The organism is Leifsonia sp. 2TAF2 (assembly GCF_052115085.1).
In the GTDB taxonomy this organism is placed as follows: domain Bacteria; phylum Actinomycetota; class Actinomycetes; order Actinomycetales; family Microbacteriaceae; genus Leifsonia.
Map to the genome: position 1 here is coordinate 904,850 of NZ_JBFRFY010000001.1, position 22,861 is coordinate 927,710.

Sequence of the window (22,861 nt, forward strand, 5' to 3'; positions counted from 1 at the left end):
ACGGAAGCGCCGCTCGGCCCGGGCAGCGAGTGCAGCCCAGGCCGAGCGGTCCGGTGTTACTTGATGCTGGCGGTGGCCTTCGAGACCTTGTCCGCCAGGTCGCTCGACAGCGGGGCCGAGCCGGCCTGCTCCGCGGCGGCCTTCTGGGCGTCGCTGGAGATGATGTAGTCGACGTAGCCCTTCACCAGGTCCGCCTTGGTGGCGTCCTTGTACTCCTGGCACGCGATCACGTAGGAGACCAGGACGAGCGGCCAGGCGCCCTTCGAGGTGTCCTTACGGTCGATCTTGATGGCCAGGTCGTTGGCCTCGCGGCCGTCGGCGATCGGGGAGGCGGCGACCACGGCGGCAGCACCGTCGGCGCTGATCTTCTCGTAGTTGTCGCCGACCTTGAGCTGGGCGATGCTGAGGCCCGCCGAGCCCGACTCGTCGATGTACGTGATCGCGTTCTTCGCGTTCTTGGTAGCGTCCGCGACACCCGAGGTGCCCTTGGCCGCGTCACCTACCTGGAACGGGAAGGTCTGCGAGGCCGGAGCCGTCCAGACGTCGGGCGCGTTCGCCGCGAGGTACTCGGTGAAGTTCTGCGTGGTGCCCGAGTCGTCGGAGCGGTGCACGACCGTGATCGGAGCCGACGGGAGCGTCGCGCCCGAGTTCTGGCCCTTGATCTTCGCGTCGTCCCAGGTGGTGATCTTGCCCGAGAAGATGCCCGCGATGGTCGCGGCGTCGAGCTTGAGGTCCTTCACGCCGTCCACGTTGTACGCGATCGCGATCGGGGAGATGTAGACGGGGAGGTCGATGCCCTTGCTGCCCGCGGCGCAACCGGCGAACGTGGAGGCGAGCTCCTCGTCCTTCAGCGCGGCGTCGGAGCCTGCGAAGTCGGCCGCACCCGCGATGAAGCTCTTGCGTCCGGCGCCGGAGCCCTGCGGGTCGTAGTTGATGGTGGCCTTGGGGTTCGCCTCCTGGAAGCCGGCCGCCCACACGGTCTGCGCCGCGCCCTGTGCGGACGAGCCGATGCCGTTCAGCGTTCCGGACAGGTTCGAGGCCTTGGCCGTCGTGGTCGACGGCGTGCTGCCCTCGTTCGCCGCGCACGCGGTGAGGGAGATGGCGGCTGCGGCGAGGAGCGCCACGGGAGCGCCGATGCGCTTGAGTTTCACAGTTGTCCCTTCGGGGATCAGTAACAACAGGACGGGGTCGGTGCGACCCGCGTGAGACGCTATTCCCGGTGTCTGTCCAGAGTCCCCCGCAGCGGTAAACGGAAGGTTAACGCGGGGTGTTCTCTTGGCCCTGTGGTCCTGTGAATCCGCGGATCACCCCGTGATCTGCACCGCTGTTCCGAGCGGCAGGGCGTCGACCGCGGCAATGGCTTCGGCGGAGAGCCGCACACAGCCGTGAGACACGGCGCCGGTCGCCGTCGTCTGGAAGTGGATGCCGATCAGGCCGCCGTCGGAACCGCCGTAGGGCTCGTCCGCCGCCGTCGCGTGCAGCGAGGTGAGCTGGATGCGGTGCTCGCCCTGGCCCTGCGCAGGGTCGAGGTAGCGCGCCTGGAGGTATCCGGTCCCGGTCGGAGTGGGCGTCGTGCTCGTGCCGATGCCGACAGGGAAGCTCTGGAGACTCGCGCCCTTGTCGTTGAGGATGCTGAGGGTCTGCTTCGACGTCGAGATCACGATCCGCTTCGTCAGGGGCCCCGCGGGGAGCAGCGACTGGGTGAGGACCCAGGCGGCACTTTGGGCGGCAGCGGGGGCGGCTTCGGTCGACTTCGACGGGAGCTGCTGGCGGGAAGGAGTGAGAACGAGAGACCACCGGCCTCTGGTCTGAACCGGCACGATGACCGTCGGCTGCCCGAGGAAGTCGGTGGCCGGGATGCGCGCGACGGGCGTCGTGAAGTCGGCGGCGTAGGCGGCGGTGTCGAACGCGACCCGGGCCGCCGCGCGGATGCGTGGGTCTGCCGGCGCCACGAGGAGACCGGGGATGACGGCGTCGTACGTCGTGGCCGGGAGCGCGGCGAGGTCGTCTCCCGGCAGCGCGGGCGGGAGTGCGGGGCCCGCATCCGCCGTGGGGCCGTCTGTGCTGGAGGCGCGAGAGGTCGGGGCGGGCGCACCGGTGCTACAGGCGGAGAGGGCGGCCACGAGCGCGACGGCAGACAGAGAGGCGAGGAGGGCGGGAAGGATGCGGCGATTCGGCATGGGTCTCACGGGTAGAGGGAAGAGATCGGATGCTACGACGCGGCGGCGCGGACCGAGGTCCACGCCGCCGCGTCGCCGGAAGGGTGTCAGCCGCTGACGACGGGGAGCTTGGTCGCCTGTGCCGGCACGGAGGCCGGAGCGGTCGTCGAACCCTCGACGGCCGGCGGACCGCCGACGACGAGGTCGTCGCCGGTCACCTGGATGTCGACGGACTGCGTGACCGTGGACGTCTCGCCGGTCACGGTGACCGTGAAGGTGCCCGCCACCGCGTCGCCGCTCGCCAGCCAGACGCGGAAGAGCACCGCGCCTTCGGCGGAGGCCGTGTAGGTGCCGGCGTCCAGCGTGGAACCGTTGTAGTCGACTGTCGCGGTCACGGTCTCGCCAGGGGTGTACCCGGTGGCCAGGATCGCGATGCCCTTGTCCTTGTTCGTGAGGTCGGCAGTGGAGATGGTGGAGACGCTGGACGCGATGCCCTTGGGGAGCAGCAGGGCAAGCGGAACCTCGTTCGCGGTGTCGCCCTGGTCGCTGGTCGCCGTGACGGAGACGGTGGAGCCGAGGGAAGGTGCCAGCGCGCCGGTGGGTACGTAGACCTCGTGGAAGGCGCCGGTCGCGTCGGCGGTCACCTGGTGCGAGTCGAGCGTCGCCGGGCTGGAGTCGGCCACCGTGATCGTGACCACAGCGTCCGCCGTGAAGCCACTCCCGGTGACGTCGAGGCCGGTGCCCCAGTCGCCCTCGGTGAAGGTGGTGTTCGCGATGGTGATGGTGCCGGTGGCGGCGTTGGCGGGGGCGGCGGCGAAGAAGCCGCCGGCGACGACGGCTGCGGCTGCGGCCAGTGCGCCGAAACGGATGCGCGTTGAGCTGGTCATTCAATTCCTCTGGTTCTGTGACGTGCCGGAGCGGCACGCGCCGACGCTACCAGAGTGAAATCTCAGACTCACCGATGTTTCATAATTGCGGTCAATACCGTCATGTCTCTGCGGGGGCGTACGTCTCTATCGACACGATGCCCGAGGCGGGATTCGTGGCCGAGAGATGCACCACCGAGAAGCCACCGGTGTCGAGATCTGCCGCATCGTTCAGGTAGGCGCCCGGCATGGTTCCGGTGGCAAGGGCGATCTCGCGCATGATCTCGGGGAGCACAGGCCCATGGCTGCACAGCACCGCCGTCTTCCGCGATCGGATGCGCTTGCCGACGACGCCGCGTACATCCCCTTGGCCCTCTTCGTAGGCCTCCTGGCTGATGCCGTGGTCGCGGTGCGGCTTGATGCCTGTCGCCGCCGCGAGCGGGGCGACGGTGGTGACACAGCGGACGGCGTCGCTCGTCACGATCCGCTTGGGACGCCACGCCTGCAGGGTGCCGACATCGGCGGCGGCCTGCTTCACGCCGCGCTCGGTGAGGGGCCGGGCGGCGTCGGAGCCGTCCCACCGGTCACGCGGCGCTGCCTTCCCGTGCCGGAGCGCGATGAGGGCGAACGTCGAGGTGATCCCCTGGTGGACGAGACCGTCGAAGGCATCCAGGATCTCGACGTCGCGCTCGTAGGTCAGGTAGCCGCGGGCCTTCTTGATCGTGACCCACTCGATGGCGGCGATCTCGCTGTTGGGGACGAACGTCGACCGCTCGATGGCCTTGTCGGACACTTCGGCGGCCCAGAAGTGGACGATCTTGTCGCGGCCGCTCCCGAGCGCATACGTCGAGACGCCGAGAGGGACGCCCAGGCCGATCCTGAGCCCCGTCTCTTCGAGGATCTCGCGGACGGCCGTCTGCGGCAGCGTCTCGCCGGGGTCGACCTTGCCCTTGGGGATGGTGACGTCGCCGTACTTGGTGCGGTGTACCACGAGCACCACGATGCGGTCCTCCACGACCCGCCAGCAGAGGGCGCCCGCGGCGTAGATGGCCGGGCTCACCGCCTCGTTCCCGTACGGGTGCTGCGCGGACGGTGGCTGTACTGCTGGATGAGCTTGCTCTGCAGGTCGGCCAGCGGCTTGCCATCCTTGTCGAGGTGATGCCTCGTCCAGACACCATCCTGGTCGAGGCGCCAGGTGGCGGTCCGCTCGTCGAACGCGAGGGCGAAGAGGTCCTCCAGCTCGCGCAGGTGGTCGGGGTCGGTCAGCCGCACCAGGGCCTCGACCCGGCGGTCGAGGTTGCGGTGCATCATGTCGGCGCTGCCGATGTAGACCTGCGGCTCACCGCCGTTGACGAACGCGAAGACGCGGGAGTGCTCCAGGTAGCGGCCGAGCACGGAGCGCACCCTGATGTTCTCGGACAGCCCCTCGCGCCCCGGGACGACGCCGCAGATGCCGCGGACCCAGAGGTCGACGGGCACACCGGCGTTGCTGGCACGGTACAGCGCGTCGATGATGGCCTCGTCGACGATGGAGTTCAGCTTGATCTTGATGCCGGACGGACGCCCCGCTTCGGCGTTTGCCCGCTCGGTCTCGATGCGCTTCAGGAGTCCCTTGCGCAGGTGCAAGGGAGCGACGAGCAGCCGCTTGAACTTCTTCTCGATGGCGTAGCCGGAGAGCTCGTTGAAGAGGCGCGTCAGGTCTTTGCCGACCTGGTCGTCGTCGGTGAAGAGTCCCAGGTCTTCGTAGATGCGTGACGTCTTCGGGTTGTAGTTGCCCGTTCCGATGTGGCTGTAGCTCCTCAGAACGCCCTTCTCCTCTCGGATGACCAGGGCGAGCTTGCAGTGGGTCTTCAGCCCGACCAGCCCGTACACGACGTGAACGCCGGCCTTCTCGAGCTTGCGGGCCCAGGAGATGTTGTTCTGCTCGTCGAAACGGGCCTTGATCTCAACCAGGGCCAGCACCTGCTTGCCCGCCTCGGCGGCGTCGATCAGGGCTTCGACGATCGGGCTGTCGCCCGAGGTGCGGTACAGCGTCTGCTTGATGGCGAGGACGTGCGGGTCGGCGGCGGCCTGCTCGAGGAACGCCTGCACGCTGGTCGCGAACGACTCGTACGGGTGGTGGACCAGGACGTCCTGCCGCGAGATCGCCGCGAAGATGTCGGGCTTGGCGTTCGGTTCGCTCGGCATCAGCTGCGCCGGGGTGGTCGGCACGTGATTCGGGTAGTGGAGGTCGGGCCGGTCGATCTTGGCCAGGTCGAACAGACCACCGAGGTCGAGCGGCGCGGGGAGGCGGTAGACCTCCTGCTCGGTCACATCCAGCTCGCGCACCAGCAGCCCGAGGGTCACCGGATCCATGTCGTCGGTCACTTCGAGCCGGATGGGCGGCCCGAAGCGCCGGCGCAGCAGTTCGCGCTCGAGCGCCTGGATGAGGTTCTCGGTCTCGTCCTCGTCGATCTCGACGTCTTCGTTGCGGGTGACGCGGAAGACGTGGTGGTCGAGGATCTCCATGCCGGGGAAGAGGTCGCCCAAGTGGTTGGCGATGAGCTCCTCGAGCGTGATGAAACGCACCTGGCCGACGGTCTCGCGCTGGTCGATGCGGACGAAACGCGGCAGCATCTGCGGCACCTTGAGCCGGGCGAACTGTTCCTTGCCTGTGCGCGAGTTGCGCACGCGCACCGACAGGTTGAGCGAGAGGCCGGAAATGTACGGGAACGGATGCGCCGGGTCGACAGCGAGCGGCATCAGCACCGGGAAGATCTGCTGCGAGAAGATCTCGCGGAGCTGGAGCTTGTCGGCGTCGTCGAGGCCGTCGTAGGTGACCACCGAGATGCCCGCTTCGAGAAGTGCCGGGAGCACCAGGTCGTGGTAGGCGCGGGCGTGACGCAACTGGAGCTCGTGCACCTTCTCGGAGATGTCGGCGAGCACCTCCTGCGGAGCGCGGCCGACGTTGGTCGGAACCGCGAGGCCGGTGGCGATGCGCCGCTTGAGTCCTGCGACCCGGACCATGAAGAACTCGTCGAGGTTGCTGGCGAAGATCGCGAGGAAGTTGGCTCGCTCGAGGACCGGCAGCAGCGGATCCTCCGCGAGCTCGAGCACCCGCTGGTTGAACGCCAGCCAGCTCAGTTCGCGGTCGAGGTACCGGTTGTCCGGAAGCGTCGGGTCGGGCTCGTAGATGAAGGGAGCGAAGTCGTCGTCGAAATCGCTGCCCAGGCTCCCGCCCAGCCCCGTGTCGAGAAGGCCGTTCTCCAGAGTCGTGCGCTCGTCCATCCACCCATCATGTCACCGCCGACACCTGGCAGGGACGGCCGGACGTAAACGGTGGATAAACGGCGCCTGTGGAGAAATGTGCGCAGCTCAGGACGGTCAGGTCGCCTGCGCCCGCCCTTCCCGGCGGTACTGCACATCGACGGTGTCGTCCATGAACCCGGCCGAGCGGTACAGCGCAAGCGCGGTGGTGTTGTCGCCCTCGACGTACAGGTCCACTCGGTCGGCGCCACGGTCGGAGAGCCGGGCGAATCCCGCCCGCAGCAGCGAACGCCCCAGCCCTCGCCCGGCCAGCCGCGGATCGACGCCGAGCACGTAGACCTCGGCCGCGCCGCCCTCCACCTTGAGCCAGTCGAATCCGACCATGCGTCCGTCCCCATCGCGCAGCACGAGCAGGTCGGCGGCGTCGAACCACGGCTCGGCCATCCGGTCCCGCAGATCCGCCACGGTGAGCGAACCCTGCTCGGGATGCGAGGAGAAGACCGTGGCGTTCAGCTCCACCCACTCCTCCTCGTCGACGCCGGGCCGGAAGGCGGACAGCGTGAACGGAGCGGGCACTTCGTCGGCCGACGCGACGTCCGGAGCGATCGGCGCCGTCAGCCGCAGCAGCCGGCGGACGGGCTCGAACCCGAACCGCTCGGCGAGCCGGGCAGCGGCGGGATGGTCGCCGTGCGACCACGCGGAGAGCGTGCCCTTCGCGGTCGCGAGCACTCCGTCCAGCATCGCCTCGCCGAACCCGAGGCCGCGGAAGAGGGGATCGACGACCAGGTCGAGCTCGCCCCGCCCGAGTGCCGCGGCCGCGACGATCCGGCCGTCGCCCGCGCCGCCCGTCGCGGTCGCGACGACGGGAGAGCGGCGTCCGGCATGGAGGTCGAGCCGCGCCTGTTCGTTGAAGGCGTCGGCGCCGTCCTCCTCGGAGGCCGCAGCGGCGACGCCGAAGAACGCCTCCCGCTGCTGCGGATCGGCTAGGTCAGGGACGGACAGACGTAGGGAGGCGGTCATTCTCCTCCTCGTAGACGTTGAACCGGTAGCCGACGTTGCGCACCGTGCCGATCAGCGACTCGAGGTCGCCGAGCTTCGCCCGGAGGCGCCGCACATGAACGTCGACCGTGCGGGTGCCGCCGAAGTAGTCGTAGCCCCAGACCTCGCTGAGCAGCTGCTCCCGAGTGAACACACGTGAGGGATGCGTCGCGAAGAACCGCAGCAGCTCGAACTCTTTGAACGTGAGGTCGAGCTGGCGGCCGTGCGCCTTGGCCGAGTAGCTCGCCTCGTCGATGGTGATGCCCGACGCCTGGATCTTGGACTGCGAGTGCTCCTGCGTCTGGCGGCCGATGGCCAGCCGGATGCGCGCATCCAGCTCTGCCGGCCCGGCGTTGTCGAGCACGACGTCGCTGACGCCCCAGTCGGCGCTGACGGCGGTGAGCCCGCCCTCGGTGAGCACCAGGAGGAGGGGGACGGTGACACCGGTCGTGGTGAGGATCTTGCAGAGCGATTTGGCGCTGGCCAGGTCGCGTCGCGCATCCACGAAGATCAGGTCGCAGCTGGGGGCGTTGACGAGGGAGGCCGGCTCGGCGGGGATCTGGCGGACGCGGTGGCTGAGCAGTGCGAGGGACGGCAGTACTTCTGCGCCCGGCCCGGAATCGGCGGAGGAAGCGGGGGACCCCGGAGTGCGGGGAGCGGACGACGAGGGCGCGGAAGTGAGGATCAGAAGTTGCGCCACTCATTCCTCCTCACCGTTCGTGCCGTAATGCTACCGGAAACGGCCGCCCGCTCTTCCCGCAGCCTTCACACGGCCGAGCCGGGGCAGAATGGAGGCGTGAGCGACGACACTCCGGACACTCCGACCCCGCACGTGATGGGCCCGGCCGCGGCGGCGGGGCCCGCGCAGCCGCCGCTGCCGCTGTGGGCGAGCGTCGTCAGCATCGGTTCGGTCTGGCTGGTCGCCGTCGTCTTCGGCATCCTCATCGGTGTGCTCTCGCAGCCCGCGGGGTACGCCTCCTGGATCTCGCTGGGGCTCGCCGTGTGCGTGCTGCTCGGCTTCGTGGCCCAGCTGGCGACGCAGCAGAAGGACGGGTTCATCGACCGTCTGGCGGTGACCTTCGCCGGCAGTTTCGTCGTCCTCGGTCTCATCGGCGGCGTGTTGGCTCTCATCGACGTCGCATCCTGACCGGATGTCGGTTCTGCCTGGTTAGACTGGACTCATGCTGGTCGCTCTCGAACTCTTCTTCGTCGGCCTTCTGGGCCTGGCAACTCTCGCCATCCTCGGCGTCTCGGGGCTGGTCGTCTACAACCTCTTCCGCGGTCAGCGCTGAGCGTCGAGGTCCGGGTCATGATCGAGATCCCCACCGACCTCCCCGCCGAGCTGGTTCCTCTTTCCTGGCTCATCGGGGTCTGGGAGGGGACCGGCGTGCTCGACTACGCCATCGACGAGGAGCACACACAGCTGGAGTTCGGCCAGCGCATCAGCTTCAGCCATGACGGGCTCGGCTACCTGAACTATTCGGCCAGCTCGTGGGTGCTCGACGAACAGAGCACTCCGCTCGCCGCCGAGACCGGCTACTGGCGCCTGCACCGCAAGCTGGTGGAGGGGGATGCCGGCCCGGCCATGCTCCCGGGCACCGGTGTGCGGCCGTTCAGCACCGCGCAGTCCGTCGAAGCGCTGCGCAACTCGAACGGCGCTTTCGACATCGACGTGTCGATCATTCACCCGGACGGCGTGAGCGAGCTCTACCTCGGCCAGGTGGCCGGTCCGCGCATCGACCTCGCCACAGACGCCGTGCTGCGGACGGCCGGCGCCAAGGAGTACACGGCGGCGACCCGCCTGTACGGCCTGGTCGAGGGACACCTGCTGTGGGCGTGGGACATCGCCGCGCTCGGCCAGGAGCTGCGGACGCACGCGTCCGCGCGGCTCGCCAAAGTCGACTGAAGGAGACGGCGGCCTGATGGACGCTCACACGGACGGACACACGGACACGGCGGCGCGCTCGCCGTTCCTCGACCTTCCCGGCGCGGTCGACACGGAGGGCAACGGCGTTCCGGCCCACTACGGCAGCCCCCTGTCCGAACAGCGGGCGCTGACCGAGGGCGATGCGATCGTCGACCTGTCCGACCGTGCGGTGCTCACCATCCAGGGCCCCGACCGGCTCAGCTGGCTCAACTCGCTCACCAGCCAGGCGCTGACCGGGCTGCGGCCGGGGGAGTCGTCCGAGACCCTGCTGCTGGATGTGACGGGCCGCGTCGAGCATGCCGTCCGGCTGCTCGATGACGGCGAGACGCTGTGGATGCTGGTCGACCGCCCCGAGGCCGAGGGCCTGCTGGCGTGGCTCGACCGCATGCGTTTCATGCTGCGGGTCGAGCTAGCCGACCGCACGGCGGAGCTCGCCACGATCGGCACGCTCGGCGATCCGCCGCTGCCGATCGCCGCGCCGAACGCAGTGCCGCTCATCTGGCACGACCCGTGGCGGGCGGTTGCCCCCGGAGGCCACCAGTACGCCGTCGGGGACCATCCCGGCGCGGGCTGGTCGTGGAGCGAGCGCCTCGTCCCGCGGGACGCCCTCCCCTCGCTGGTCGGCCGGGTGCAGTCCGGCGAGCTCTCGGTCGCCGGCACGCTTGCGGCCGACGCCCTCCGGATCGCCGCGTGGCGTCCGCGGTTCTCGACCGAGGTGGACGAGCGCACGATCCCGCACGAGCTGGACTGGCTGCGCACGGCCGTCCACCTCAGCAAGGGCTGCTACCGCGGGCAGGAGACCGTCGCCAAGGTGCACAACCTCGGGCATCCGCCGCGCCGGCTGGTCATGCTGCACCTCGACGGGTCGGAGGGGGTGCATCCCTCGCCGGGAGCTGTCGTGACGCTCGACGGACGTGAGGTGGGGGCCGTCACCTCGGCCGGTCTGCACTACGAGTTGGGGCCGATCGCGCTGGCCGTGGTGAAGAGGTCCACCGACCCGGCCGCGACTTTGATCGTGGATGCGGATGGCACGGCTGTCGCGGCGGCGCAGGAGATCGTGGTGCCGCCGGAGGCCGGTGCGGAGGCGCACATCCCTCGCATCCCTCGCCTCGGCGCGGTCACGCGTACGCCGCGCGCTTAGCCTGCTTCCCGCTGGGCCGCTGGATTTCGCTTGCCGCTTGGCAGTCGAGTTAGGTTAAGCTAACCTAACTTCCGTGACTGCGACCGCCGGCCTCTCCGCCTCCGACGTGACGATCGCCTATGACGGAACCGACGTCGTCCACGGCGCCGACCTCCTCCTTCCGAGAGGCCGCGTCACGGCACTCATCGGGCCGAACGGGAGCGGCAAGTCCACTCTTCTCCGAGCCGTCGCGCGGTTGAAGCAGCCGCGGAGCGGGTCGGTGCTGATCGCGGAGAACGGCCACGGCAACGGCAGCGGCGACGGCGACGGCACCGGGATGCTGGACGCGCTCGCGCTCTCCCGCGCCGAGTTCGCCCGCCGCGTCACCCTCCTTGCGCAGAGCCGACCGACGCCGGCGGGCCTCAGCGTCCGGGAAGTCGTCGGCTTCGGCCGTCACCCCTACCGCCGCCGCTTCCGTTCGCCGGACGCGGCGGACCTCGCCGCCATCGAGCGCGCGCTCACGCTCACGGGTGTGGCCGAGCTCGCGGATCGCGGCGTGGAATCGCTCTCCGGCGGGCAGTTGCAGCGCGTGTGGCTGGCCTGCGGCCTGGCGCAGGAGACGGACATCCTGCTTCTCGACGAGCCGACGACCTACCTCGACCTGCGCTACCAGGTGGAGATCCTCGATCTGGTGCGCGAGTTGGCCGACGTCCACGGCGTGACGGTGGGGCTCGTCCTGCACGACCTCGATCAGGCCGCCGCCGTCTCGGACCGCGTCGTGCTGCTGCGTTCCGGCCGCGTCGTCGCCGCAGGCACGGCAGCTGAGGTGTACGACCCCGAACTCCTCACCGACGTCTACGGCATTCGTATCGAGGTCGAGCCCGACCCGATCTCCGGCGTCCCGCGCACGCGGGCCGTCGGCTCCCACCACCTCCGAACCGAAAGGATCCGATGAACAGCCGACGACTCCTCCCCGCGGCGGCCCTCGTGGCCGCGGCCGCGCTCGCCCTCACCGGCTGCGGCACGACCGAACCCGCGAGCGGGGAGACCGCCGGCGCTTCGTCCCTGACGGTCACCGACTCCCGCGGCGAGAAGGTCACGCTCGACGGCCCAGCGAAGAGGGTCGTCGCCACCGAGTGGGGCGTCACCGAGATGCTGCTGACCCTCGGAGTTACTCCGGCGGGCGCAGCGGATGTGAAGGGCTACTCCGCATGGGACACCGCCGAGAAGCTGCCGGAGGGCGTCACGGACATCGGGACGCGCGGCGAGCCGAGCGTCGACACAGTTGCCGCCCTGAAGCCCGACCTGGTCGTTGGAACGACCGACCTGTCCGACTCGGCCATCGAGCAGCTCGAGCGCATCGCGCCCGTGCTGGTTGTCCGCTCGGCCGACGCCTCGCGGCAGCTGGATCAGCTCTCCGACAACGTGAACCTGATCGCGAAGGCGACCGGCACCGAGGCTCGCGCGAAGACCGAACTGGCCTCCTTCGAGAAGGCGCTGGCCGAGGGTAAGAAGAGGCTGGCCGACGCGGGGCTCGCGGGCGCCGAGGTCGCCTTCGCCGACGGCTGGGTGCAGGGCAACACCGTGTCGGTGCGCCCGTACGCCGCCGGGTCCTTGATCTCCGACGTCAACACCGAACTCGGACTCGTCGACCCCTGGAAGCTGAAGGGCGACGAGGCCTATGGGCTGGCGGCGACCGACGTAGAGGGTCTCACGGCGCTGGGCGACGTGCAGTTCGCCTACATCGCGAACGAGAGCGACGGCACCGACCCGTTCCAGGATGCGCTGAAGGACAACGCCGTCTGGACCTCCCTCCCCTTCGTCCAGGCGGGTGACGTGCACCGCCTCCCGGACGGCATCTGGATGTTCGGCGGTCCCGCCTCGATGACGCAGTACGTCGCGGCGCTGGTCGACGCTCTGACGGCGTGAGCCAGGCGGTCGCCGCCCGCCGTCTCCGCGGTGGGCGGCTCGCCCTGCTCGCGGGCGCCGCCGTCGTCGCGGTGCTCGCGCTCGCGCTGGTCCATCTCTCGCAGGGCACGGCCGCCGTCGGAACCGATGCCCTCTGGCGGGCCATGACTGGCACGGGAGCGGGTCAAGCGGATGCGGTGCTCGCGGCATCCCGGCTGCCCCGGCTTGCTGCGGGTCTCGTCGTCGGCGCGTCGCTGGGAGCAGCGGGCGCGGCCCTGCAGTCCGTGTCGCGTAATCCGCTGGCCTCGCCGGACACCCTCGCGGTCAACGCCGGTGCCTACCTGGCGGTTGTCGCCGTGGCGGCCTTCGGTGTGGCTCTTCCGGCCCTCCCAGCCGAAGCGACCGCGTTCGTCGGCGGCCTGCTGGCGGCCGTCGTCGTGCTCGGGCTCTCGCGCGCAGGGGCAGGCCCGGTGCGGCTCGTGCTGGCCGGCTCCGCTCTGGCCCTCGCGCTCAGCGGCGTCAGCGGGATGCTGCTCCTCCTGTACTCGCAGGAGACGACGGGCCTGTTCGCGTGGGGCAACGGCTCACTCGGGCAGTCCGGGATGGACGGGGTCGCCCCGTTGCTGCCGCTCGCGGTCGTCGCCTTCGTAGGCCTCCTGGTGTTCGGCCGGCGCCTCGACATCCTCGCCCTCGGCGACGACGGCGCGGTCTCCGTGGGCGTCGACCCCCGGACGACCCGCACTGTCGTGGTCGTGCTCGCGGTGCTGCTCTCGGCGGTCGCGGTGACGATCGCCGGTCCGATCGCGTTCGTCGGTCTGTGCGCGCCGGCGATCGTGCGTCTGCTTGCACCGCGCATCCCCGGGCTCGCCCGCCACCGCGCATTCCTGCCCGCCTCAGCGGTCGCGGGGGTGCTGGTCGTGCTCATCGCCGACATTCTCCTGCGAGCGGTGTTCGGGGCGCAGACGGCCGTCGCCGTCCCGACCGGCATCGTCACGACCGTCTTCGGCGCCGGGGTGCTCGTGTACCTGGCGTACCGGTCGCGCGACACCTCGTCGGAGACGATGTCCGGGGCCTTCGTGAAGCTCCGCAGCCGACGGGCGTTCCTGCTCACCCTCGTGGTGTGCTGTGCAGCCCTGATCGCAGCGGTGGTCGCCGCGGTGCTGCTCGGGGATGCGCGCCTCCTCCTGGGCGACGTGTGGAACGGGATCACGGGGCACGCCGGGCGGGTCGTCACGTTCGTGCTCGACACTCGCATCCCGCGCGTCAGCGCCGCACTTCTCGCCGGCGCCGCTCTGGCGCTGTCCGGCTCGATCGTTCAGGCCGTCTCGCGCAATCCGCTCGCCGAGCCGGGCATCCTGGGCGTCGTCGGGGGAGCGGGAGTGGGCGCGATCGCGGTCATCACGGCCATCCCGCTGGCGAGCTTCTGGCTGGTGGGAGGCGCGGCGCTCGCGGGAGCGGCGGCGGCCGCCCTGCTCGTGTTCGGCCTCGCCGCGCGACGTGGCCTGGAGCAGAACCGTCTCATCCTGATCGGGATCGGCGTCTCCTCCGGTGCGACGGCCCTGACCAGCCTGCTCATCGTGCTGACCGATCCGTACAACGCGGCGAAAGCGCTGGTGTGGCTCTCCGGCTCGACCTATGGGCGGACGTTCCCGCAGGTGCTGCCGGTGCTGGTCGTCCTACTGGTGGCGGTGCCGTTGCTGGCCGCATCCACTCGGGAACTCGACCTGGTGCGCCTCGACCCGGACACTCCACGGGTGCTCGGCGTGCATCTCGGCCGAGCGCGGTTCGGCCTGCTGGCCATCGCGGTCGCCCTGGCCGGCGCGGCGGTGGCGGCGGTCGGCGTCATCGGATTCGTCGGGCTCGTCGCCCCGCACGCCGCCCGGTCACTCGTCGGACAGCGGCACGCGCGCGTGCTCCCCGTGGCCGCGCTGCTCGGGGCGATCCTCGTCAGCGTCGCCGACACCGTGGGCCGGACGCTGATCGCGCCCGCGCAGATCCCGGTCGGGCTCGTCACCGCGGTTGTCGGTGCGCCCTACTTCCTCTGGTTGCTGTGGCGGTCACGGGCGGACGCGTGACGCGCGCCCGCCCTTCTCACGCTCGCGGCGCCACGGCGTCCCACGCGACCGTGAGCTCGCCCAGCCGCCAGCGGGAGCGGCCGCCGCTCACCGGCCAGCCGGAGTCGCGCATCCCCTGCACGGCCGCGATCCAGCGCTGGCTCGGTCCGTAGGCGGCGAGCGGCGAGTGGATGCGCCACAGCCGATCGAGGTCGGACAGGAACGCGTGCACGCGCTCGCCGGGGACATTGCGGTGGATGAGCGCCTTCGGCAGCCGCTCGGCCACGATCGACGGCGCCTCGAGTTCCCGCAACCGAAGGGACACCGTGAGGGATCGCGGACCCTCGGCGCCGAGGGCCACCCAGCTGGAGATCCGGCCGATCTCGTCGCAGGTGCCCTCGACCAGCAGGCCCTGCGGCTGCAGGCGTGCCCGCATCCGGTCCCAGGCCGCCGGCACATCGTCCTCCCGGTACTGCCGGAGCACGTTGAAAGCGCGGATCACGGCCGCTTTCCGGCCGCCATTCAGGGGCACCTCGAAGCCGCCGAGGGCGAACCGGATGTGCGCGTCCCGGGCGAAGCCCGTCCGGCCCGCGTGCACCGCCTCCAGCTGCTCGGTGGCCGTCCGGACCCTGCCCGGGTCGATCTCCAGCCCGACCACCTCGACGTCCGGGCGCACCTTCGACAGCCGCTGGTGAAGCTCCAGGGCGGTGACCCCGCTGGCGCCGTAGCCCAGGTCGACCGCGACCGGGTCGGAGGCGCGGCGGAGCTCCGGCTGCGCCGCGATCCACCGATCCACACGACGCAGCCGGTTGGTGTTGGTCGTGCCACGGGTGACCGTGCCGACGGCGCCGGAAGCCATGCATCCATCCTGGCAGCGTCCGATAGATTGGGGGCATGGCCGCTCCCTACACCCTGATCCTCCTGCGCCACGGCAGCAGCGAGTGGAATGAGAAGAACCTGTTCACCGGCTGGGTCGACGTGCGACTCAGCGAGACCGGCGTGGCCGAGGCCAAGCGCGCGGGCGAACTCCTGCGCGACTCGGGCCTCGCGCCGGACGTGCTGCACACGTCGGTTCTGACCCGCGCCATCCAGACGGCGAACTACGCGCTCGATGTATCCGACCGGCTGTGGATCCCCGTGCAGCGCTCCTGGCGCCTCAACGAACGCCACTACGGTGCGCTGCAGGGCCTCGACAAGGCCGAGACGCTCGAGCAGTACGGTCCCGAGCAGTTTCAGCTGTGGCGCCGCTCGTTCGACGTGCCGCCGCCGCCGCTCGCCGACGACAGCCGCTACTCGCAGGTCGGCGACCCCCGGTACGCCGGACTCGGCGACCAGCTCCCGCGCACCGAGTGCCTGAAGGACGTCATCGCCCGGATGCTGCCCTACTGGGAGTCGGACATCACGCGCGACCTCGCCGAGAGCAAGACGGTGCTCGTGACGGCGCACGGCAACTCGCTGCGTGCGCTGGTGAAGCACCTCGACGGCATCTCGGACGAGGACATCGCCGGGCTCAACATCCCGACCGGCATCCCGCTGGTCTACAAGCTCGGTGAGGACTTCACGCCGCTCGAGCCGTCGTACTACCTCGACCCGGAGGCCGCAGCGGCCGGTGCGGCCGCGGTCGCCGCGCAGGGCAAGAAGTAGCCACGACCAGCACCTTCGTCGTCGTCGCGTTCCTCCGGGGACGCGGCGACGACGCGTCTCCGGAGCAGTTCCCGGCCGGGGACTGGCCGCTGCACGTCACCCTGGTGCCCCCGTTCGAGACGGAGCTCGACGCTGCAGCTGTGGCCGAGCTCGTGCCGCAGGTCGCGCCTATCCCGGTGGTCGCCTCCGGCCGGGACCGGTTCGGCGCGCACGCGACCGTCCCGGTCACCGTGCTGCGCGAGTCCGCCGCCCTGCAGTCGCTGCACACCGCGATGGTGGATGCGCTGGAGGCGGCGGGTGCGAGCATCCGTGACCAGCGACACCTCCGCGACGGGTATCGCCCGCACGTCACCGACCAGCGTGAGGGCCGGCTGCACCCGGGCGAGCATGCGCTCCTCGCCGAGGTGTCCGTCGTCGCGCGGGCGCCGCGATCCACGCGCCTGGTCGCCGCGCGCATCCCGCTCACTCCCTGAGCACATCCCGCGTGGGCCAATATTGCCCGTTTTGAAAACATCGCGTCACAGAATGCAGAACCACTCGTCTACCTCAGTGAGGCGGGAGAACGACCTGCCTGAGCGCCGGCCTGCGAGGCCGGCTCGATGAGATGGGGATGCAATGACGCAGAAGGCAGTTCGACAGACGGATGACACGGTGGTTGCACGGTCCGGGAGGGTGCGCGCGATCCTGGCCGCCGGACTGGTGCTGGGGGTCGGCGCGACCGTGACGCTGGCCGCATGGAACGATTCCGAGTTCGTCACCGGGACGTTCCAGGCGGGGAGCTTCAACATGCAGGGCTCCACCGACGGGGCCGCGTACTCCGACCACGCCTCCGCACCGGGCGCAGCGCTCGGGTTCAGCGTGAATGCGGCAAACCTCTCGCCGGGAGACGTCGTGTATGCGCCGTACGCGGTGCGGCTCGCCGCCAACACCAGCAGCCCCGCCACGGTGACGGTCACGGCTCCGTCGACCTCGGGCACGGTGGCGAACCTCACCTACTCGCTGATCCAGCCGAGCACGTTCGGATGCTCGGCTGCGACGACGGGCACGACCCTGGTTCCCACGAACACCGCGGTGGGCTCGGTGCCGGGAACGGTGACCTTCGCGCTTGCGGCCGGGACGCCGACGACGAACCCAGGGACCGCCGTGCCGCTGTGCTTCGTGGTCCGCGCGGGAGCGGGGCTGACGCAATCTCAGACGGGGACCGCGACGTGGCAGTTCCAGGCAGCGTCCAACTGACCGCGGAGGCCGTCCCGATCACCAAGCGCCGGCCGGCCGAGGTGGTTCGGACGGGGCTGCTCACCGTCGCGGCGGCGGGCGGGGTGCTCTGTCTCGCGTGCGTGGTGGCTGCGGTGGGGTTCCAGCTGAGTCTCGTCATGTTCCGTACGGGCTCGATGTCGCCGACCATCCCGGCCGGGTCTCTGGCGCTGGTGCACCGGATCCCGACAGCGGACGCCCGGGTGGGGGAGGTGGTGACCGTCGATCGCCCCGGCGCGCTGCCGGTGACCCACCGGGTGGTGTCGACCAGCGTGCCGGCGGGGTCGCCGTCCGGATGGGCACGTCTCGTGCTCAAGGGCGACGCGAATCCCACTGTGGACGCAGAGCCATACGACGTCGGCACAGTGCGCACGGTGCTGTGGTCGGCGCCCGGCCTCGCGTACGTCGTGAGCTGGCTCGGTCATCCGGCTGTCATCGGCGCGCTGACCGTCGCGGTGGCGGGGCTGGTGGCGTGGACGTTCTGGCCGGCCGGTCGGCGGCGTCCCCCGGCGTCGGGGCCGACATGAGGGGGCGGCTGCTCGCGCTCGTGGCCGCTGCGCTGGCGCTGGGCGGGATCACGGCAGGTCTTCTCGGGGCAGGCTTCCTCGGCGCAGCGCCCGCCGCGGCAGCCGTCGAACCCGGCCCGTCGTCCGTCCCGGCGCTGGTCGTGACCAGCGAACCGTCCGGGACGGTGCATCTGCTCGTGCCGGGCGAGACCGTGGTCTGGCCGGTCGAGGTCCGCACCGTGAGGGAAGCCGTGGACAGCCTCCAGGGCCAGCTCTCCGCCACCGGCGAGCTGGCCGCATCCGGAGCGCTCTCGGCAGAGGTCCTCAGTTGCACCGCGCCCTGGGCAGGCGACCGGTGCCGGGTCGGCTCCCGCGCTGTGCTGCCCCTCACCCGGGTCGACCGGCTGCCCGGGGTGCGCGAGAACCTGCAGGCGGGGGTGCGTCCCTCCTCGACGACGAGCTACCTGCAGGTCCGCGTCACCTACACGCCACAGTCCACGAACGACACGGCGGGCCTGCTCGCAGTCGCTGTGCTGCGAGTGGATGCCTCGGGACCCGACGGCGGTCCGGATCAGGCGGGATCGGCTCTCGCGGATACCGGGGCCAGGCTCGGCGTATACGGCGCACTGGCGGCAGCGGCCGTCGTCGCAGGCCTCATGCTGGCCGGATGTGCCTCACGGCGTCGACGATCGGAACGCTCGACCGCCGCCCTCGGGGGTGACCATGCGTGAGGTGCGGAGGCGTGCCGTGCTCGCTGCGGTGGTGGCGGCGTGCGTGCTCGCCGTCGGCAGTGTAGGGGCCCCGGCCGAAGCGTCCTGGCCGGATCGAGAGATCGTGACGGCCAGGTTCACGGCCAAGACCATCCCGCCGGTGACCATCGCTGGTGCCGCTCCCCACTGCTCCTGGACCAACGTGCTCACCAACCAGACTCTGAGCATGCAATGGGCGCTCCCGAGCGGCTACTCCCTGGCGAACGTGACCTTCAGCGCCCACAAGGACGGGGAGAGTCAGACTGTCACCGGACAGTCCTCCTCGCTCGCCGGAGGCGTGTACACGACCACCATCCCGGACACCCTCCTGGAAGGCCTCGGCAGCACGTTCTTCGGGGGGACCATCGCGATCCACGTCGTCGTCCGTGACCCGGCGACGGGGTGGATGTCGCGAGCCGTCGTCTACTCGTTCACCCTGACGCTCGCCGGAATCGTCACGGGCTGCACGGCCGTCGCCACCTGACCTCGACGGCAGGCGTTCCGAACGAAGGGCGTCAGGAGGCGAGCTCGGGAGCCCAGTCGCCCGTCGCGAGGTACTGCACCTTCTTCGCGATCGACACCGCGTGGTCGGCGAAACGCTCGTGGTAGCGGGAGGCGAGGGTCGCATCCACCGTGTCGACCGCCTGGCCCTTCCACGTCTCGCCGAGCACCTTGTCGAAGACGCTGATGTGCAACTCGTCGATGTCGTCGTCGTCGTTACGGATCTCGTCGGCGAGACGGATGTCCTGCGTGCGCAGCAGCTCCGTCAGCTTCTCCGCGATCTGAACGTCGAGGCGGCCCATCTCCGCGAACGTCGAGCGCAGGCTCTTCGGGACCACCTTGTCCGGGAAGCGGTAGCGCGCCAGCTGCGCGATGTGCTCGGCCATGTCGCCCATGCGCTCCAGCGACGCGCTGATGCGGAGCGCACTAACGACGATGCGCAGGTCGCGGGCGACCGGCTGCTGGCGGGCAAGGATCTGGATGGACAGCTCGTCCAGGAGGACGGTGAGCTCGTCGATGCGGTGGTCGTTGACGATGACGTCCTCGGCGAGGCTCACGTCCGACTCGTTGAACGCCAGCGTCGCATTCTTGATGGAGTGGACGACCAGCTCGGCAATCTCGACGAGGCGGTCCTGAACCTCCGCCAGCTCCTGCTGGAAGACTTCGCGCATGGGGTGTGGTCCTTCCTGGCGTGCGAGGGCACGCGGGATGTCGGGGCCTTCTGGCCCCGTATTGCATGTTCGCCGCGGCAGGTTAACAAACGGTGCCGCGGGGCTGAACAGTGTCTAACGTACCCGCGAAAACACGCGGCGAGGGGAGGGACGCGTCGCTGGGCGTACATCGCCATCACCTACGCTTGGGGCCATGGACTCCACCTGGTTGGTGCTGCTGTCGCTGGGCCTGGGGCTCGCCGTCGGCGCCGGTTTCGTGTGGATCCTGCACATCGCAGCGCGACGGGGCGACCACGCGCGCCAGGTGGTCAGCCCTGCGGTGCCGGACGGCGTCGACCAGGTGCTGGACGCGCTCGAGTCCGCCGGCGTGGTGCTCGACCCGTCCAACAACGTGATCAAGGCCTCCCCGGGTGCTCACTCGGTGGGGCTGGTCTGGAACGGCGCCCTGGTCCACGCTCATCTCATCGACCTGGTGAATCGCGTCCGCCGGACCGGCGAGTCCCTCACCGAGGAGTGCGAGCTCTCCCGTGGGCCGTTCGGCGACGCCAACATCCACCTCAGCGTCCGGGTGGCGCGGCTGGGGTCGCGGTACATCCTGTTGCTCGCGGAGGACCGGACGGAGTCGTTCCGGCTGGAGGCCGTGCGCCGCGACTTCGTCGCCAACATCAGCCACGAACTCAAGACGCCGATCGGAGCCGTGGGCCTTCTCGCCGAAGCGCTCGACGACGCGTCCGACGACCCCGACCAGGTGCGCCGTTTCGCCCTGCGGCTCTCCGAGGAGGCCCAGCGTCTGGCCCGGATCACGCAGGACATCATCGAACTGAGCCGGTTGCAGGCGACGGATGCGCTCGGCGACGCGTCCGAGTTGTCGGCAAGCAAGGTCGTCAAAGCGGCCATCGACCAGAACAGGGTGGCCGCCGAGAGGCGCAACATCGAACTCGCCATGCGGGGCGAGAAGCAGGCGTTCGTGCTCGGCAACGAGAGTCTGCTCGTGACGGCCGTGCACAACCTCATCTCGAACGCCATCCAGTACTCGCCGGACGACTCCCGCATCGGCATCGGCGTCCGGACCTCGGGAGGCGTGGTCGAGATCGCCGTGACGGACCAGGGCGAAGGCATCCCCGAAGACGACCTCGACCGCGTGTTCGAGCGCTTCTTCCGTGTCGACCAGGCGCGCTCGCGTAACACCGGCGGGACGGGGCTGGGGCTCGCGATCGTCAAGCACGCCGTACAGAACCACGGGGGCGAGGTCCGCGTCTGGTCCCAGCCCGGCCGCGGCTCGACGTTCACCATCCGGCTGCCTGAAGCCTCCACCGTACGACCCCCGATAGGAGACACTCCGTGACAACCATCCTGCTCGTCGAGGATGAGGCCGCGCTCAGCGAGCCGCTCGCGTACCTGCTGAAGCGGGAGGGCTACGAGGTGGAGGTGGCGGAGGACGGCCCGTCGGCCCTCGCCGCCTTCGACCGGGTCGGCGCCGACCTCATCCTGCTCGACCTCATGCTTCCTGGAATCCCGGGCACCGAGGTCTGCCGCGAGATCCGGACCCGCTCCAACGTGCCGATCATCATGCTGACGGCGAAGGACTCCGAGGTGGACATCGTCGTCGGGCTGGAGCTCGGGGCGGACGACTACGTGACCAAGCCGTATTCCTCGCGCGAACTGCTGGCACGTATCCGCGCGGTTCTCCGCCGCCGCGTCGAGGAGGACGAGCAGGAGGACGGCGTGCTCGAGGCGGGAACCGTGCGGATGGATGTGGACCGTCACACCGTCGCGGTGAGCGGCCAGGAGATCTCCATGCCGCTCAAGGAATTCGAGCTGCTGGAGCTGCTCCTGCGCAACGCCGGACGAGTGCTCACCCGCGGTCAGCTGATCGACCGGGTGTGGGGGAGCGACTACTTCGGTGACACCAAGACGCTGGATGTGCACATCAAGCGCATCCGCTCGCGCATCGAGGAGAGCCCGTCGGAGCCCCGCATGCTCGTGACGGTACGGGGACTCGGGTACCGCTTCAACGCGTGAGGCGGTGCCGGCCGGGTCGCGCCGTTGCGCCTCGGCTTACTGGGCGGCCGGAAGGATGGTCGGCGGCACGAGGCTCGAGTACTCGGGCAGCTGGCCGTCGAGCACCGGGACCTTGAGGTTCACGCCGGTCTGGTCGCCGTACTGGAAGTAGACGGAGTAGAGGCCGCCCGGCTTCGTGGTGAATTCGGGGATGAGCACGTTGCTCGCTCCACCGTTCTCCGGGTCCTGCCCGAGCTGCTTCACCTGGCCCGGCTGCACCGTCACGTGCGCGGCGGTTGAGCTCTGGTCGCCGGCGCTGATCGCGACGCGGCGGCTCTCGGAGCCCGTGTTCACCAGGGTGACGACGAGGTTGCCGACCGTGCCGTCCTTCGCATCCGTGACGATGATGGCGTTCCGGACGTCGATCGAGCCGACGCTTCCGCTCACGCCGTCGCTCGCGTCGTAGTGCTTGGTCGTGGCCTGCGGGGCGATGAAACCGCATCCGGCAGTGCCGAATGCGACGGCCAGGGCGAGGGCGACGGACGTCACGACTCGAGCTTTCACGGATGACCCTCCAGGTGCGATTTTTCCCTGCAACTCTATCGCATCGGGACGGGGCTCCTGGCCCCGCGGAGGCGTGAGGGCGAACCTTAGCACGTGCCTCGTGTGGTATCCTATTCATTGCTGAAGGGACAACAAATCTATGCTTTTCGAGGTTGGCGAGACCGTCGTCTATCCGCACCACGGTGCCGCAACGATCACCGAAGTAAAGAAGAGAATCATCAAGGGTGAAGAGAAGCTGTACCTCAAGCTCAACGTGACTCAGGGTGACCTCACCATCGAGGTTCCCGCCGAGAATGTCGACCTGGTCGGTGTGCGCGATGTCATCGGCAAAGAGGGCCTCGACCGCGTTTTCGAGGTGCTGCGAGCTCCCTTCACCGAGGAGCCGACCAACTGGTCCCGCCGCTACAAGGCCAACCTTGAGAAGCTCGCCTCCGGCGATGTCATCAAGGTCTCCGAGGTCGTTCGTGACCTGTGGCGCCGCGATCAGGACCGCGGTCTCTCCGCCGGCGAGAAGCGCATGCTCGCCAAGGCCCGGCAGATCCTGATCTCCGAGCTGGCGCTGGCCGAGAAGACCGACGACGAGAAGGCCTCGAGCCTGCTCGACGAGGTGCTGGCCTCCTAAGGTCGCTCCCGACGAATCCACGGCCCCGCTG

At 69.9% G+C, this 22,861-nt stretch carries 24 protein-coding genes and 1 pseudogene; 15 read left to right on the top strand and 10 right to left on the bottom strand.

Going from position 1 to position 22,861, the window contains the following annotated elements:
* Window positions 1-56: 56 nt before the first annotated feature.
* The 7 genes from pstS to AB4Z18_RS04400 form a co-directional block, all read right to left on the bottom strand.
* Window positions 57-1,151, bottom strand: a complete 1,095-nt coding sequence (gene pstS / locus AB4Z18_RS04370) for a phosphate ABC transporter substrate-binding protein PstS (protein WP_441781474.1) — start codon at window positions 1,149-1,151, stop codon at window positions 57-59.
* Between the two features lie 153 nt (window positions 1,152-1,304).
* Window positions 1,305-2,180, bottom strand: coding sequence for a L,D-transpeptidase (locus AB4Z18_RS04375; protein WP_441782971.1), 876 nt, complete (start codon window positions 2,178-2,180; stop codon window positions 1,305-1,307).
* Window positions 2,181-2,266: 86 nt separating this feature from the next.
* A complete protein-coding gene (locus AB4Z18_RS04380; protein ID WP_441781475.1) occupies window positions 2,267-3,046 on the bottom strand; it encodes a hypothetical protein in 780 nt (259 codons plus the stop codon).
* Window positions 3,047-3,146: 100 nt separating this feature from the next.
* The gene (locus AB4Z18_RS04385) at window positions 3,147-4,085 is read right to left on the bottom strand and encodes an NUDIX hydrolase (RefSeq protein WP_441781476.1); all 939 of its coding nucleotides are present in this window, start codon (window positions 4,083-4,085) and stop codon (window positions 3,147-3,149) included.
* Window positions 4,082-6,292, bottom strand: a complete 2,211-nt coding sequence (locus AB4Z18_RS04390) for an RNA degradosome polyphosphate kinase (RefSeq protein WP_441781477.1) — start codon at window positions 6,290-6,292, stop codon at window positions 4,082-4,084. Before AB4Z18_RS04390 ends, AB4Z18_RS04385 begins: the two co-directional genes overlap by 4 nt.
* 96 nt (window positions 6,293-6,388) lie before the next feature.
* Entirely contained in the window at window positions 6,389-7,291 is a 903-nt protein-coding gene (gene mshD / locus AB4Z18_RS04395; protein ID WP_441781478.1) for a mycothiol synthase, read from the bottom strand.
* Window positions 7,260-8,009: a response regulator transcription factor gene (locus AB4Z18_RS04400; protein WP_441781479.1), complete on the bottom strand. Its 750-nt coding sequence runs from the start codon at window positions 8,007-8,009 to the stop codon at window positions 7,260-7,262. The genes mshD and AB4Z18_RS04400 overlap by 32 nt, the downstream gene beginning before the upstream one ends.
* A gap of 96 nt (window positions 8,010-8,105) precedes the next feature.
* Here AB4Z18_RS04400 and AB4Z18_RS04405 point away from each other — a divergent pair, with 96 nt between their 5' ends.
* The 6 genes from AB4Z18_RS04405 (at window position 8,106) to AB4Z18_RS04430 (ending at window position 14,339) form a co-directional block, all read left to right on the top strand.
* Entirely contained in the window at window positions 8,106-8,456 is a 351-nt protein-coding gene (locus AB4Z18_RS04405) for a hypothetical protein (RefSeq protein WP_441781480.1), read from the top strand.
* 162 nt (window positions 8,457-8,618) lie between these two features.
* The gene (locus AB4Z18_RS04410; protein ID WP_441781481.1) at window positions 8,619-9,215 is read left to right on the top strand and encodes an FABP family protein; all 597 of its coding nucleotides are present in this window, start codon (window positions 8,619-8,621) and stop codon (window positions 9,213-9,215) included.
* A gap of 16 nt (window positions 9,216-9,231) precedes the next feature.
* Window positions 9,232-10,377, top strand: coding sequence for a CAF17-like 4Fe-4S cluster assembly/insertion protein YgfZ (gene ygfZ, locus AB4Z18_RS04415; RefSeq protein ID WP_441781482.1), 1,146 nt, complete (start codon window positions 9,232-9,234; stop codon window positions 10,375-10,377).
* 73 nt (window positions 10,378-10,450) lie between these two features.
* Window positions 10,451-11,311, top strand: coding sequence for an ABC transporter ATP-binding protein (locus AB4Z18_RS04420; RefSeq protein ID WP_441781483.1), 861 nt, complete (start codon window positions 10,451-10,453; stop codon window positions 11,309-11,311).
* The gene (locus tag AB4Z18_RS04425; RefSeq protein WP_441781484.1) at window positions 11,308-12,285 is read left to right on the top strand and encodes an ABC transporter substrate-binding protein; all 978 of its coding nucleotides are present in this window, start codon (window positions 11,308-11,310) and stop codon (window positions 12,283-12,285) included. The genes AB4Z18_RS04420 and AB4Z18_RS04425 overlap by 4 nt, the downstream gene beginning before the upstream one ends.
* Entirely contained in the window at window positions 12,282-14,339 is a 2,058-nt protein-coding gene (locus AB4Z18_RS04430) for an iron ABC transporter permease (RefSeq protein WP_441781485.1), read from the top strand. Before AB4Z18_RS04425 ends, AB4Z18_RS04430 begins: the two co-directional genes overlap by 4 nt.
* A gap of 16 nt (window positions 14,340-14,355) precedes the next feature.
* On the opposite strand, the gene AB4Z18_RS04435 is transcribed toward AB4Z18_RS04430, so the two are convergent.
* Window positions 14,356-15,177: a class I SAM-dependent methyltransferase gene (locus AB4Z18_RS04435; RefSeq protein WP_441781486.1), complete on the bottom strand. Its 822-nt coding sequence runs from the start codon at window positions 15,175-15,177 to the stop codon at window positions 14,356-14,358.
* Between the two features lie 35 nt (window positions 15,178-15,212).
* Here AB4Z18_RS04435 and AB4Z18_RS04440 point away from each other — a divergent pair, with 35 nt between their 5' ends.
* From AB4Z18_RS04440 to AB4Z18_RS04465, 6 genes and pseudogenes are all read left to right on the top strand, one after another.
* The gene (locus AB4Z18_RS04440; protein ID WP_441781487.1) at window positions 15,213-15,962 is read left to right on the top strand and encodes a phosphoglyceromutase; all 750 of its coding nucleotides are present in this window, start codon (window positions 15,213-15,215) and stop codon (window positions 15,960-15,962) included.
* A gap of 86 nt (window positions 15,963-16,048) precedes the next feature.
* Window positions 16,049-16,435 (top strand): annotated as a pseudogene (locus AB4Z18_RS04445) (2'-5' RNA ligase family protein); the annotation flags it as partial.
* Window positions 16,436-16,613: 178 nt separating this feature from the next.
* Window positions 16,614-17,198 (top strand): SipW-dependent-type signal peptide-containing protein, encoded by a 585-nt coding sequence (locus tag AB4Z18_RS04450; RefSeq protein ID WP_441781488.1) that lies wholly within the window; start codon window positions 16,614-16,616, stop codon window positions 17,196-17,198.
* Window positions 17,171-17,743 carry a S26 family signal peptidase gene (locus tag AB4Z18_RS04455; protein WP_441781489.1) on the top strand — a complete coding sequence of 191 codons (573 nt, stop codon included), beginning with the start codon at window positions 17,171-17,173 and terminating at the stop codon, window positions 17,741-17,743. The genes AB4Z18_RS04450 and AB4Z18_RS04455 overlap by 28 nt, the downstream gene beginning before the upstream one ends.
* A complete protein-coding gene (locus AB4Z18_RS04460) occupies window positions 17,689-18,453 on the top strand; it encodes a hypothetical protein (protein ID WP_441781490.1) in 765 nt (254 codons plus the stop codon). The genes AB4Z18_RS04455 and AB4Z18_RS04460 overlap by 55 nt, the downstream gene beginning before the upstream one ends.
* On the top strand, window positions 18,446-18,955 hold the full coding sequence (locus tag AB4Z18_RS04465; protein ID WP_441781491.1) for a hypothetical protein: 510 nt from the start codon (window positions 18,446-18,448) through the stop codon (window positions 18,953-18,955). The genes AB4Z18_RS04460 and AB4Z18_RS04465 overlap by 8 nt, the downstream gene beginning before the upstream one ends.
* Window positions 18,956-18,986: 31 nt before the next feature.
* Here the strand turns inward: AB4Z18_RS04465 and phoU are convergent, their stop codons facing one another.
* Window positions 18,987-19,643: a phosphate signaling complex protein PhoU gene (phoU, locus tag AB4Z18_RS04470; protein WP_441781492.1), complete on the bottom strand. Its 657-nt coding sequence runs from the start codon at window positions 19,641-19,643 to the stop codon at window positions 18,987-18,989.
* 193 nt (window positions 19,644-19,836) lie between these two features.
* On the opposite strand from phoU, the gene AB4Z18_RS04475 reads away from it, so the two are divergent.
* Both AB4Z18_RS04475 and AB4Z18_RS04480 read left to right on the top strand, forming a co-directional pair.
* Complete coding sequence (locus tag AB4Z18_RS04475) at window positions 19,837-20,988, top strand: sensor histidine kinase (RefSeq protein ID WP_441781493.1); 1,152 nt, start codon at window positions 19,837-19,839, stop codon at window positions 20,986-20,988.
* Entirely contained in the window at window positions 20,985-21,665 is a 681-nt protein-coding gene (locus tag AB4Z18_RS04480) for a response regulator (RefSeq protein WP_441781494.1), read from the top strand. Before AB4Z18_RS04475 ends, AB4Z18_RS04480 begins: the two co-directional genes overlap by 4 nt.
* A 36-nt stretch (window positions 21,666-21,701) precedes the next feature.
* Here AB4Z18_RS04480 and AB4Z18_RS04485 read toward each other — a convergent pair whose 3' ends face one another.
* Window positions 21,702-22,193 (bottom strand): hypothetical protein, encoded by a 492-nt coding sequence (locus AB4Z18_RS04485; protein WP_441781495.1) that lies wholly within the window; start codon window positions 22,191-22,193, stop codon window positions 21,702-21,704.
* 154 nt (window positions 22,194-22,347) lie between these two features.
* Here AB4Z18_RS04485 and AB4Z18_RS04490 point away from each other — a divergent pair, with 154 nt between their 5' ends.
* Window positions 22,348-22,830, top strand: a complete 483-nt coding sequence (locus tag AB4Z18_RS04490) for a CarD family transcriptional regulator (RefSeq protein ID WP_021763858.1) — start codon at window positions 22,348-22,350, stop codon at window positions 22,828-22,830.
* Window positions 22,831-22,861: the final 31 nt, after the last annotated feature.